At 27.4% G+C, this 13,471-nt stretch carries 10 protein-coding genes and 1 riboswitch; of the genes, 6 read left to right on the forward strand and 4 right to left on the reverse strand.

Features of this window, described 5'->3' with window-relative positions; all coding sequences use genetic code 11:
• Positions 1-194: 194 nt before the first annotated feature.
• Together ACY1IQ_RS09570 and ACY1IQ_RS09575 are read left to right on the forward strand one after the other, a co-directional pair.
• On the forward strand, positions 195-1,100 hold the full coding sequence (locus tag ACY1IQ_RS09570) for a YegS/Rv2252/BmrU family lipid kinase (protein ID WP_461613729.1): 906 nt from the start codon (positions 195-197) through the stop codon (positions 1,098-1,100).
• Positions 1,101-1,155: 55 nt separating this feature from the next.
• Positions 1,156-1,734 carry a hypothetical protein gene (locus ACY1IQ_RS09575; protein ID WP_461613730.1) on the forward strand — a complete coding sequence of 193 codons (579 nt, stop codon included), beginning with the start codon at positions 1,156-1,158 and terminating at the stop codon, positions 1,732-1,734.
• A 352-nt stretch (positions 1,735-2,086) separates the two neighbouring features.
• Here the strand turns inward: ACY1IQ_RS09575 and ACY1IQ_RS09580 are convergent, their stop codons facing one another.
• Together ACY1IQ_RS09580 and ACY1IQ_RS09585 are read right to left on the reverse strand one after the other, a co-directional pair.
• Positions 2,087-3,970: a YgiQ family radical SAM protein gene (locus ACY1IQ_RS09580; protein ID WP_461613731.1), complete on the reverse strand. Its 1,884-nt coding sequence runs from the start codon at positions 3,968-3,970 to the stop codon at positions 2,087-2,089.
• Between the two features lie 519 nt (positions 3,971-4,489).
• Positions 4,490-4,726 carry a hypothetical protein gene (locus ACY1IQ_RS09585; protein ID WP_461613732.1) on the reverse strand — a complete coding sequence of 79 codons (237 nt, stop codon included), beginning with the start codon at positions 4,724-4,726 and terminating at the stop codon, positions 4,490-4,492.
• Between the two features lie 144 nt (positions 4,727-4,870).
• Here ACY1IQ_RS09585 and ACY1IQ_RS09590 point away from each other — a divergent pair, with 144 nt between their 5' ends.
• The 3 genes from ACY1IQ_RS09590 (at position 4,871) to ACY1IQ_RS09600 (ending at position 9,204) form a co-directional block, all read left to right on the forward strand.
• The gene (locus ACY1IQ_RS09590; protein WP_461613733.1) at positions 4,871-5,398 is read left to right on the forward strand and encodes an NfeD family protein; all 528 of its coding nucleotides are present in this window, start codon (positions 4,871-4,873) and stop codon (positions 5,396-5,398) included.
• Between the two features lie 27 nt (positions 5,399-5,425).
• Complete coding sequence (locus ACY1IQ_RS09595; protein WP_461613734.1) at positions 5,426-6,913, forward strand: flotillin family protein; 1,488 nt, start codon at positions 5,426-5,428, stop codon at positions 6,911-6,913.
• A gap of 635 nt (positions 6,914-7,548) precedes the next feature.
• Positions 7,549-7,715, forward strand: a riboswitch (M-box (ykoK) riboswitch).
• 226 nt (positions 7,716-7,941) lie between these two features.
• On the forward strand, positions 7,942-9,204 hold the full coding sequence (locus ACY1IQ_RS09600) for a magnesium transporter MgtE N-terminal domain-containing protein (protein WP_461613735.1): 1,263 nt from the start codon (positions 7,942-7,944) through the stop codon (positions 9,202-9,204).
• A 245-nt stretch (positions 9,205-9,449) separates the two neighbouring features.
• Here the strand turns inward: ACY1IQ_RS09600 and asnA are convergent, their stop codons facing one another.
• Entirely contained in the window at positions 9,450-10,454 is a 1,005-nt protein-coding gene (gene asnA, locus ACY1IQ_RS09605; protein WP_461613736.1) for an aspartate--ammonia ligase, read from the reverse strand.
• 399 nt (positions 10,455-10,853) lie between these two features.
• On the reverse strand, positions 10,854-11,897 hold the full coding sequence (locus ACY1IQ_RS09610) for a M42 family metallopeptidase (protein ID WP_461613737.1): 1,044 nt from the start codon (positions 11,895-11,897) through the stop codon (positions 10,854-10,856).
• A 183-nt stretch (positions 11,898-12,080) separates the two neighbouring features.
• Here ACY1IQ_RS09610 and ACY1IQ_RS09615 point away from each other — a divergent pair, with 183 nt between their 5' ends.
• Positions 12,081-13,421 carry a VanW family protein gene (locus ACY1IQ_RS09615; RefSeq protein WP_461613738.1) on the forward strand — a complete coding sequence of 447 codons (1,341 nt, stop codon included), beginning with the start codon at positions 12,081-12,083 and terminating at the stop codon, positions 13,419-13,421.
• The last annotated feature ends 50 nt before the right edge of the window (positions 13,422-13,471 follow it).

Consider the following 13,471-nt stretch of genomic DNA (forward strand, 5'->3'; position numbering starts at 1 on the left):
ATCTAATACAAAATATATGACTAGTTATTTTATCTTACATGATAAAATATACCAATATCTTTGAATTGTTGCTTTTTTAGAGACTCAATATAATAAATTATGAAGTACAAATCCATTGAAAATACCTTGTCTAAAAATACTATAGAGGTTACAATTATTAAATAATGTGTTATTTTTTAGTTAGGAGGAAAGTCATGAAAAAGGTTAAGTTTATATACAATCCTTATTCCGGTGAAAATGCAATTATAGATGATTTAGACAAAGTTATAAAAATACACCAAGAATATGGCTTTTGTGTAGAACCTTATAGGATAGAGAGAAATAAAAGTATAGAAGATGGATTTATAGGTATAAATGATAATTTTAAATATATATTAATTGCAGGTGGGGATGGTACTATTGATTCTGTAGTAAATCATATGAAAAAAAGAAATATAGACTTGCCAATAGCAGTATTACCAGTAGGAACAGCTAACGATTTTGCAAAAAATATTATGGGAATGCCACAGGATATAGAAAAGGCGTTAAGACAAATATTAGAAAGCAAAGTTAAATACTTAGATTTAGGAAAAATAAATGATAAATATTTTGTAAATGTAGCAAGTACAGGTATTTTTACTGATGTATCTCAGAAAACTGATACTAGTATGAAGAATACAATGGGTAAATTAGCATATTATATTAAGGGTTTAGAACAAATTCCTAATATAAGAAAACTTAAAGTAAAAATAACTTCCCCTAAGGTTAACTATGATGGACTTATGTATGCACTATTAGTTTTTAATGGTAAAACTGCAGGGAATATAAAATTAGCGCAAAAATCTGAAGCTGATGATGGACTTTTAGATGTAATTGTTATAAAAAGTGATGTAATAAAAAATGCTTTAAATAATTTATTTATAATAGCTACAAAAAGAGATATTTATGATATGAATGGGGTTCTATGTTTTAAAACGGATGAGTTGATTATTGAATGTGATGAAGATATAGTAACAGATATTGATGGAGAAAAAGGACCAGATTTCCCCCTTTATATAAAATGTGAAAGAAGAGCACTTAAAGTATTAGGATATCTTAGAGAATGTAATTATTTATCATAATTAATTAAAATAATAAATATATATTACTAAGAATAAGTGAAATGGAGACGATAACTTGGTAGGATATATTTATTTAGCATGTATATTGGGAATGATAATGCTAATCTATGAGGGAATTACTACTTCTATAAGCTATGCACCTGAAAAAATAAAGCATATAACAGTAATGGCCTTAATTTTAGTAATATTAAGATATATTTCACTTTTACTCCTATATTTGAATCAAAGGCCACTATATATGTACTTGTTAAAGCCAATAATGTTTTTAGAAATAGTTTATTTACCAATAATAGGATTTATATGTATTTATATTTTCTCTAGAAATAATAAAATTAAACTTAACTATTTTTACTTTATAAGTACAATATTTTTAGTGATTTATTTATTTGTAGCAGTAAAAGCACCAATAAAAACAACTTTATCAGAATTATATGGATATACTATAATACTTGAAAAAGATTATAATATGTACTTAATATTATGTATAATAAATACAATATATTTTGCTATGGGAATTAGAGCTTGTGGATATAAATATTCAAATAAATTAGGCTCATTATTAATACTGATATCGTCCTTACTAACACTTGCTTCAGTACTTTTAACAATAGTAGATATGAGGTTTTTGGAGTAAAGTTAGTTGGTGAGATATTATGGGTAATAACTATGGTTTATGGATTAGAAAAATTTAGACAAAATTATAAAAAAGAAGTTTTTTCAAAATAATTTTTAAAATTATCTAAAAAACGGCTTATTTTCTATTCAAATTAAAGAAAACATTAAAATTTCATTGCTATCAGCAATGAAATTTTAATGTTTTTATTTTTTGCGTAATAAAATACAGATAACTTAAATATTTATTCTTTTAAGATTAAGACATATTTTTTCTATTTTTATGCAATTACACTTAATTAAAAATAATATTAATTAGTATTTTTAAAATTATCAAAAAAACTACTACAATTTTTTTGCCCTTTTTGATGATTTTAAACTTTTTTATTTTTATAGGATTTTTTACTAGTATCTTGCTTTTGCACTTTATTTTTTCCTTGATAACCTTGTTTTTTTATAGGCCTAGGGGCAATTAAGCAATTTGATCCAAATCCAATTAAGTCACTTCTATTTGCTTTAATTAGTGCACTTTTAACCAAGGCATGATTCTCAGGATTTTGAAACTGTAGAAGTGCTCTTTGCATACTTTTTTCTTTATGTTCTTTAGGTACATAAACTTCTTTTTCAGTTATAGGGTTTATACCAGTGTAATATATAGTAGTTGAAAGGCTTCCAGGAGTTGGATAGAAATCTTGTACTTGTTCTGGCATATGTCCCATAGTTTTAATATATTCTGCAAGTTCAATAGCTGCATTTATATCACTACCAGGATGGCTAGACATTAAATATGGAACAACAAATTGATTTTTTCCTAATTTTTTATTTATGTCTGCATATTTCTTTTTAAAACTATCATAAACCTGCTTTTTAGGTTTACCCATTTGTGATAATACTTTATCACTTATATGTTCTGGGGCCACTTTAAGTTGCCCGCTGATATGATGTTCACAAAGCTCATGAAAAAATTTTGTATTTCTATCTTCCATTAAATAATCATAGCGTATGCCAGAACGAATAAATACTTTTTTTATTTTAGGAAGAGATCTTACTTTTCTTAAAAGACTTAAATATTCGCTATGATCTACAATTAAATTTTTGCAAGGAGTAGGGAACATGCATTGTCTATCTTTACATACTCCATGTTTCAGTTGCTTTTTACAAGCTCTATGTCTAAAATTAGCAGTAGGTCCACCAATATCATGAATATACCCTTTAAAATTACTATCTTCAGTTAAAAGTTTGGCTTCATCTATTATAGATTGCTGACTTCTATTTTGTATTACTCTCCCTTGATGATATGTTAGGGCGCAAAAAGAACAACTTCCAAAGCAACCTCTATGACTTGTAATTGAAAATTTAACCTCTTGTAATGCAGGGATTCCTCCCATAGGTTCATAAATTGGATGATAGGTTCTTGTATATGGAAGATTATAAACTCTATCCATTTCTTCTTCTGTTAGTGGGTGTTGAGGAGGGGTTTGTACCACATATCTATCACCATAAGGTTCAATTAAAGTTTTTCCCCATATAGAATCTTGCTCTTTTGAATAGAGCTTGTAGCTTTTAGCATAGGCTCTTTTATTCGTAGAAACTTCTTCAAAAGAAGGAAGTAGAATGTAGTCTTTAATATTAGAGATATCTTTAGTTATATAAGATGTGCCCCTTACATGATGTAATCTTTCTACAGAACTTCCATAGCTTAAAAATTTAGCTACTTCTAATATAGGTCTTTCACCCATACCATATATTAATAAATCTGCTTTAGAATCCATAAGGATACTTTTTCTAACCTTATCATCCCAATAGTCATAGTGAGCAAATCTCCTAAGGCTAGCCTCAATACCACCAATAATTATTGGAACATTTTTATAGGCCTCTCTTGCTCTATTGCTGTAAACAATAACTGCTCTATTTGGCCTATATCCTGATTTTCCACCAGGAGAGTATAGATCATCACTTCTTCTTTTCTTAAAAACAGTGTAATGATTAACCATAGAATCAATATTACCAGAGTTTATTAAAAAGCCATATTTAGGTTCTCCTAATTTTTTAAAATCATCAACACTATTCCAATTAGGTTGAGCTATTATTCCAACAGTATATCCTTCACTTTCTAAAACCCTTCCTATAATGGCTGTACCAAAGGAAGGATGGTCTATGTAAGCATCACCAGTAATGATAATGAAGTCTAACTGTTCTATATTTCGCTTTTTCATATCTTCTTTATTTATAGGTAAAAATTCTGTATTTAATTTCATATAAAGTCCTCCATAGAGATAGTATAATCTATTAATAATTATCTTTTGTTAATAATTTATTATAAAATATTTTAATTTTAAGTAAAATTTAAAACATAGCCTAATATTAACACAAGTATTAAAAAATATGAATAACAATATATTCTTATAAATTATTTAAAATGAGGATAACTATAGGGGAATTAATCATATAATGGAAATATACTACAGATATGAAGGAGTTTTAATTTAAATATAGAATTAATTTTCTATAATAGACTTAATTATATAATATATAATAGATAACTAAGGGTAAATATACATTTTTATTTAAAAACATGAATTTAAGTTCTAAAATATGATTTTAAAATAATAAAACAAAAAAACGTCCTATATAGTTTAGAACTAATTGTTTTCAAATGTGAAATGAAATAACTAGTCAAATATGAAAAGAATATTTATGTCATAATGACTAGTTATCTTTAGGAGATGAATAGTTTGTTCTTAAAGTTATAGTTATTATGAAAGATGAAATTTTAACTATTTTCTAGGATCATCGTACTCATAATTTAATCCTTCAACTAAATCTTGAATAGAAGTATTAGCATTATTAACTTGACCTTTAGTTGGAAGACCATTATTAGAAATTTCATCCTTTAAGTCCTTATCTTCATTAAGATTAGTTAAACTAGGATCTACATAATCATCAATTTTCATTTTAACATAAGGTGTACCTTTAGGATTACTTACATCAAATTTTTCTCTTTCTTTATTCATTATATATCACTCCTTTATTTTAAAATTTTGATTTCTTATTTTAGTATGAGATGTATTGAGGAAATTATGTATGGATATTTATATAAAGATATGTTATAAAGTCAAATTGATATTATTATGTAATATTTTAGAAGGGTGATGTGAATGGCATTTGAAATATATAAAAAAGGATTTATATTTTGTATTTTATATGTAGGTTTTATGTTTATATTAGGAGGAGTTTTCGATGGGTTAAATCTAGACGGAGTAGATTTGCCCAATGATTTATTAGCAAATGTTATGCATATTAATGGAACTTGTATAATGGCTTTTTTAACAGTTTTTACTGGATGCGGCATGTATTTAAGTGAAAAGGATTTCAAATGGTATTATACATTAGTAATATCTATAGCTTTAGGATTAGGGATATCTAAAATTATTAATAAATTTATAATAAAGCCACTTAAGAAAATAGAAGAAAGCTTTGATATGAAAACAGAAAGATTAATTGGTGAAAAGGCAGTGGTTACTACAACGATATATGAAAATGGTTTTGGGCGAATATCTTACGTATATAATGGAGTTAAAATGACTTCGCCAGCTAAAGAAATAAATTTAAAGCAATTAGATGTAAATACTCTAGTATGTATAAAAAAAATTGAAAATCAGGTATTTTATGTGGAAAAATTGTAAAATTATTAATATAAAGGAGCAATAATCATGAATTCACCTTTTTTTATTCCTCTTATAATTTTAGGAGTATTATTATTACTAATCTTATTATTATTTTCACTATGGAAGAGAGTGCCTCAAGATAAGGCATTGGTAGTAACTGGTCTTAAGAAGAGAGTAATTAGCGGAGCAGGAGGATTTGTTTTTCCTCTACTAGAAAGAACTGATATTATATCTTTAGAGAATATGAAAATTGATGTACGAACTGACGGAGCTTTAACAGAGCAGGGTGTTGGAATAATAGCAGATGGAGTAGCTATTGTTAAAGTTAAATCTACAACAGAATCTATTTTATCTGCAATAGAACAATTTAATACTGGCAATGAAGCTAATACTATAATAAATATTAAGGATACTGCGAAGGATGTACTGGAAGGTAAGTTAAGAGAAATTATTTCAAAACTGACAGTTGAAGAAATATATAAAGATAGAGAAAAATTTGTTTCTCGAGTTCAAGAAGTTGCAGCGGTAGATTTGGCAGAGTTAGGATTAGAAATTAAAGCTTTTACTATTAAGGACTTATCTGATAATGATAACTATTTAGTTAATTTAGGTCGTCCAAGAGTTGCTCAAGTTAAAAGAGATGCTGATATAGCTCAGGCAGAGGCACAAAAAGAAACTCATATAAAAACTTCTCAAGCTTATAGAGAAGGAGAGGCGGCTAAAATACTTGCAGAAACTCAAATTGCTGAATCTAACAAAGAAAAAGAATTGAAAGTTCAAGCTTATAGAAAAGAACAAGAAAGTGCAAAGGCTGCATCAGACCTTGCATATCAAATTGAAAGTAACAAAGTTCAAAAAGAAGTTACAGAAACACAAATGCAAGTTGAAATATTAAGAAAACAAAAAGAAAGAGAACTTGCTGATGAAAATATGAAGATAGAGCTTGTTAAGAAGGAAAGAGAAATAGAAATTGCAACTCAAGAATCTTTAAGAAAGGAAAGAGAGCTTGAAGCAACGATTAAAAAACAAGCAGATGCTAATAAATACAAACAAGAAAAAGAGGCAGAGGCAGTTAAATTTAAAGAAATTGCTGATGCTGAGGCTAGAGCAAGAGCCATAGAACTTGAAGGTAAAGCTAAAGCAGAAGCATTAAAACTTCAAGGTATGGCAGAAGTAGATATTATACGAGAAAAAGGACGTGCAGAGGCGGAGGCAATGATGAAAAAAGCAGAAGCTTTTAAAATGTATAATGATGCTGCAGTTACTCAAATGATAATAGATAAGTTACCAGATATAGCAAAAGCAGTTGCAGATCCATTATCAAAAACTGAGAAAATTGTTATTATAGATAGTGGAGAGGGAAATGGAAAAGGGGCTTCAAAGGTTACTAAGTATGTAACTGACATAATGAGTTCCCTTCCGGAAACTGTTAATGCATTAACTGGAGTGAATATAAATGATTTATTTAAAAGTAAAGCTGAGGAAATGCAAAATAAAGATGAAAAAGTAGACCATAAAGAAATAGAAAAATAAAATAAAGTGGTGAGTTAGTCACCACTTTATTTTATAGACAAACTACTTTAAAAATTAATGTATAGCTGAATATAGCTACAACCTTAAGTATTTCAATTTACAATGCAAAATTCATAATTATGGATATTTCTCAATATTAACTTACACCCCTGCGGTCTATAACATAATTACAAATTTAAATAAAATTAAAGTAGTTATAAGATTTAAATCTGTAACTATTTCTGTTTAGAGCTCTGGGGTGCAGTAGGATATAGCACTACATCTGCATTATTAAACGATATTATAATTAATTTGTTTATCTCCAAAGTTCTAGTGTAAATTAATTGATTTGAGTTCCAACCTATACTGTACCTCAGAGGAACCCTAAATGGCTTCACTACTGTTCCCCTGAGGTGGAGTAACCAGCAATTACATTGCTAGTAAAAAATTCATTAAAAAAATTATTTTGCCTAAAAATAATTTCAACCTTAATTGTGCATTGTGAATTTTGAATTGTGCATTGATTAATCAACAATCTTATTAATATTTCATCAAAATCTTATTAAATTAGCTACTGATAGGGTTACATTTAAAGTTATTTATTGTATAATATAGTAGAAGATATTTTATATGATTTAATTAAGTTAAACAATTTAAATAATTAACGTTAGGTGAGGCTCCTATATAGATATACGCTACTGCCCCGAAACATCGAGAGATGCCAATGGGTTAACAGGTACTACCGAACCAAGGTTTTACTTAATGTAGCTGGCATAATGTCCAAAGCTATATAGTGCTAAAGCTCAAACATAGTTTTATAGCTAGAGATCTCACTTTATTTAAGTGAGCTTTTTATTGTGTATAAATATATTTTCTATAAGAAAAATTTTAATTTAAATTTATTTTAGGTGGTGAGTTTGAATGGAAAGTGGCCCTCGAACTAGAGAGTCAAAATTAAAATTAAATAGGTTTCAGAGAAATATCTATGATTTAATAACTTTCTGTTCAAAAAGATAATAGATATTTCTCTGGTAAGAGGAGGAATATCTATGAAAAAGCTAAATGAATTCTTTTTAAGTAATATTTTAAATGCCTATATTTATGATGAATTAGATGATAATATAGGTAGATTAATAGATATATATGTAACTACAGAATCAGGATATCCAAGAGCTATAGGCTACAAGATTAAAAAAGGCAAAGAATTGTTAAACTTTGAATTTAGAAATATAGATATTTATAAAGAAAAATCAGCTTATGTGGTAAAGGTTATAGGAGCAAAAGATATTATCCCTAGAAGGTACTCCTATCTCCTATCTAAAAATCTTTTAGATAAACAAATTGTTGATATTAATGGCAAAAAAGTTATTAAAGTTAATGATTTAAAGATGATAAAGACAGCAGGAGAAATAAGAGTTTTAGAAGTGGAATCTGGATTACTATCTTTATCTAGAAGATTTGGAATGGAAAGCCTAGTCAAAGGATTTTGTAGATTTATAAATAAGGAAGTAAAAGATGATTCTATAACTTGGGAAAGTGTTCAATCTATAGAAATGATTGATGATAGATTAAGACTTAGTGAACCATATAAGAAACTTACAGAACTTCATCCTGTAGAACTTGCAGAAATTATTGAGGGATTATCTTCAGAGGATAGAAGAAAAATATTTGAAAGCTTAAGAAATGATTTTGCAGCAGATACGCTAGAAGAATTAGAAACGGAAATCCAAATAGATATTTTAAAAAATCTTAGTAGTGGAAAGGCAAAAGAAATATTAGATGTTATGCCTAATGATGAAATTGCTGATATTTTAGAAGATATGGATGATGAAACTAAAGAAAATTTATTAATAAATATTGATAATGAAGATGAGCTAGAGATAAGGGATCTTATGGAATATGAAGATGAAATGGTAGGTAGCATAATGAACACTGACTTCATTTCTATAAATATTGATATAACTGCTAGTGAAACCATTGATATTTTAAGAGCGCTAAAGCCAGATGATGAGGTTGCACATTACATTTATATAGTAGATCAGAATGAAAGACTTCAAGGTTTTATATCTTTAAGAGATTTAATTTTAGCAGATCCTAATTCAAAATTAAAATCTATAATGAATACAAAAGTTCTACTAGTAAAAGACAGTGATGATATAGAAAAAGCTGTTCAACTTTCAGTAAAATATGAACTTTATTCATTACCGGTAATAGATGAAGAAGAGAAATTATGTGGGGTGGCAGTGATGAGTAACATTATTGAAGAATTACTAACACCTAGCTGGAAGAGAAAACTTAAAAAATCAAGTTAATATATAGCTTTATAATATAAATCTATATGTTATAAAAAGCAAATTATTTATGAAAAATCGTGACTAGGAGTCACGATTTTTTACTTCAGAGAAGAACATAAAAAATTAGAATTATAATAATAACCATGGAGAACAGATATAAAAATAATTTAAGACTATTATGCCGTAATTTATTACATAATAGTTTTAAAAAGATAATTTACTGTTCTCTGAAATATATTTTTAGTAGCAATAATAAATGGCTTTTACAATAAATGTATATTGTGTTTTTTACATTCATCTATCATATCTAAAGGCCAAATTGAGGATTGTACTTCACCAATATGTATCTTGTTTAAAAAATACATACACATTCTAGATTGACCTATACCTCCACCAATGGTATAAGGAAGTTCATCCTTAAGTATTGAACTATGGAATTGAAAGTCTCTTTTAAAATCTGAGTTTGTAACTCTAAGTTGATGGTCTAAAGCAGCACTGTCTACTCTTATACCCATAGAAGAAAGTTCTAAACCTTCTTCAAGCATTGGATTCCAAAAGATAATGTCTCCATTTAATTCCCAGTCATCATAGTCTGCTGCACGATTATCATGTTTTTTTCCTGAAGCTAACTCTTTTCCGATTCCAATGATAAAAATTGCACCATATTCTTTAGAGGCAAGATTTTCTCTTTCCTTAGATGATAAATTAGGGTATTCATCTTCTAATTCTTGAGAAGTAATAAAGGTTATTTTAGATGGAAGCTTTTTACCTAAATGAGGATATTTTTCAAAAAGGTAGTTTTCTGTATCTTGAAATACAGAATAAATACTTGTTACAGTATTTTTAAGATAGTCTAAATTCCTTGAAGATTTATCTATAATTTTTTCCCAATCCCATTGATCTACATAGATAGAATGAATATTGTCTAGATGCTCGTCTCTTCTAATGGCGTTCATATTAGTATAAAGACCTTCTTCAACTTGAAAATCATATTCGTGAAGAGCAAGTCGTTTCCACTTTGCAAGCGACTGGACAATTTCTAATTCTTCACCAGTATGAAGTATGTCAAAAGACACAGGTCTTTCAACTCCATTTAATGTATCATTAAGTCCTGATGATTTTCTCACAAATAGTGGTGCTGAAACTCTAGAAAGATTAAGAGTTTTAGCTAAATTTTTTTCATAGAATACTTTTATTTCCTTGATTGCCTTTTGAGTTTCCTTAATAGTCATTGATGGAATGTAAGGAGTTTTGCTTAAGCTAATCATAGAAACACCTCCTTTAATTGTATTATCATAATTTAAAATGCTACAGATGTAAAGCTTATTAACAAAAAATATATAATATTCATTGTTTGTTTTAAATTTATCAAAGTAAATATATATTACTTACAAATTTAATCTATGCATTTATTAGAATTATGTTATCCAATTATTTGAATTTTTACCTTATATAATTGAAAATCGACAATGGCGAATTACTAATACTTCTTTTTTATAAGAGAAGTTTTCATTTGATTTTTTTTCACGTAGTACAGTCGCTTTTATTAGAAAATCTATCAAAGAAATTAGTTTGATTAAAACTATATTTGGCCATAAAAATACACCTCCAAAAGTTAAATTTTTAGATCTAACTTTTGAGGTGTACTTCAATTACCACTACTTTTTCTATTTAACTTTTTCTTGAACATATTTAATTATTAAATCTACTGTAGCTAAAATAGAATCCATATGGGTTCTTTCATATCCATGGGAAGCAAATATTCCAGCTCCAATTAATGCAGTTTTAATATCATATCCTGCTCTTAATGCTGCAGAAGCATCAGAACCATAGTTAGGGTATACATCAATTCTATAGTCTATATTATGAGCTTTGCAAAGCTCTGTTAATCTTACTCTTAATTCTACGTCATAAGGACCAGATGAATCTTTAGCAGCTATACAGCAGGCATATTCTGTAGAATTTTGTTCAAGTCCAGGACAACCCATATCAACAGCAATAAATTCTTTTGTATTTTCAGGTATTGCAGAAGAAGCTCCATGGCCTATTTCTTCATAATTACTTATAAATATGTTTATTGTATGAGGAAGCTCTATTTTATTTTCTACAATATATTTTAATGTGTATAATAATATTCCTACACTAGCTTTATCATCTAAGTGTCTTGATTTTATAAATCCACTTTCAGTAAATCTAGTTCTTGTATCAAAGCATATAAAATCTCCAATTTCAATTCCTAAATTTTTAACATCTTCTTTAGAGCATACCTTCTCATCTAAAATTACTTCCATATTTTCAGCTGTTCTTTTTAAGTCTTTAGCTTCTGAACCACTAATGTGAACAGATGGTTTTATAGTTTGAATTGTACCTTCAAAAGTTTTACCATAAACAGTTTCAATAGTGCAATTTTCACCTTCAATTGATGACATCATATATCCACCTAGTGGAGTTAAAGATAATTTTCCATTGCTTTTTATGCCGCTAACCATAGCTCCTAAAGTATCTACATGAGCAGATAAGGTTTTTTGATATTCATTGTTTTTACCCTTTATTGTAGCAATAATTGCACCCTTATTTGTAGTTTTATATTCTATATTTAGTTTGTCTAGTTCACTTTTTATATAACTCATTATTTTTGCAGAATATCCAGATGGACTTGGTATTAATAATATATTTTTTAGATAATTTTTAATGTCTTCTATATTGTACATAATAACACCCCTTAATTGTAATATATGTATTTAATGCCATTTATTAATAGTATCATTGTTTTTAATATTATCATAAGGAAGTAAAAAAATCTATGTTTTGTTATAGATAGAAAACTATTTTTCTATTTTCTTTATGCTTAATCTATAAATACATTCATATAATTAATTGTGGAGGTGTATTATGTGAAAAATAAAATACTATCAACAACATTAATTATAATTCTTTTTATATTTTGCGGAATTTTATCTTTTAGTTTTTTCACGATAAGAAAATATGATAAATTAATATATCCTAATGTACATGTTGAAAATATTCCTGTATATGATCTAAAGATAGAAGAAAGTAAGGTAGTTTTACATAAAGATTTAGAAGAAAAAATATATAATAAAACATTAGAAATATTAGTAGAAGATGAAATATATAGGACAGATTATATGGAGTTAGGGGTTAAATTCAATGTTGACAAGGCACTAAGTGAAGCTTTTGCCTATGGTAGAGATTTTAATATATTTAAGAAGATGTTCATTATTACTAAACCAAACTATATAAATATTAAAGTTGAATTGACTTTTAATGAACAAGCTATAGATGGTATTATAGCTAAAATTGAGAGTCAAATAAATGTAAAAGCTGTTGATAGTAAAATTAAACTGATTAATAATGGAGAATTTCAAATATCAGATGAAATAAAAGGTAAAAAATTAGATAGAGATTTATTAAAAAAAGATATAATTAAAAATATAAATACTAATCTAGATATAGAGAATATAATTATTCATGCTACCATTAATGAAGTTAAGCCAAGGCGTACTAGAGAAGAACTTTCAAAAATTAATACAAGCATAACAAGTTGTAGTACCAATTTTAATAGTTCTTCCAGTGAGAGATCAAACAATATAAGGTTAGCTACTAATGCAATTGATGGTACAGTAATAATGCCAGGCGAAATTTTCAGTTTTAATAATATTGTAGGTGAAAGAACCTATAGTAAGGGATATGAGAAAGCTTCTGTGATTATGGGTGATGAGTTTATAGATGGCTTAGGTGGAGGGATTTGTCAAGTTTCTACTACCCTTTATAATGCAGTTATAAGGTCTGATTTAGAAGTAGTAGAAAGAAGACCTCATAGTCTTTATATTACCTATGTACCTTTAGGACAAGATGCTACTGTGAATTATGGTACTACAGATTTAAAATTTAAAAATAATCTACCTTATCCTATATATATTCATGGGTACACTAAAAACAATACCTTGTCTTTTGATATATACTCTAATAACAAGATGAAAAAGAAAAGCTATAAGATTGAAAGTGAAATTTCGGAGGTTTTAAAACCTATGGATAAAATAAAATATGATAACAACCTTCAAAAAGGAAAAAGATATGTAGAAAAGGTAGGGAAAAATGGATATATAGTTAATGTTTATAAATATATTTATGAGGATGGAAAATTAATAGAAAAAAAGCTTGTTTCAAAGGATAAATATAGAGCAACAAATAATATAGTTAGAGTAGGAATGTAATAAATCTCTAAGGAGTTTCTTAGAGATTTTTAATTTTGTTGTATTATAAC

Source organism: Clostridium sp. Marseille-QA1073, assembly GCF_054863625.1.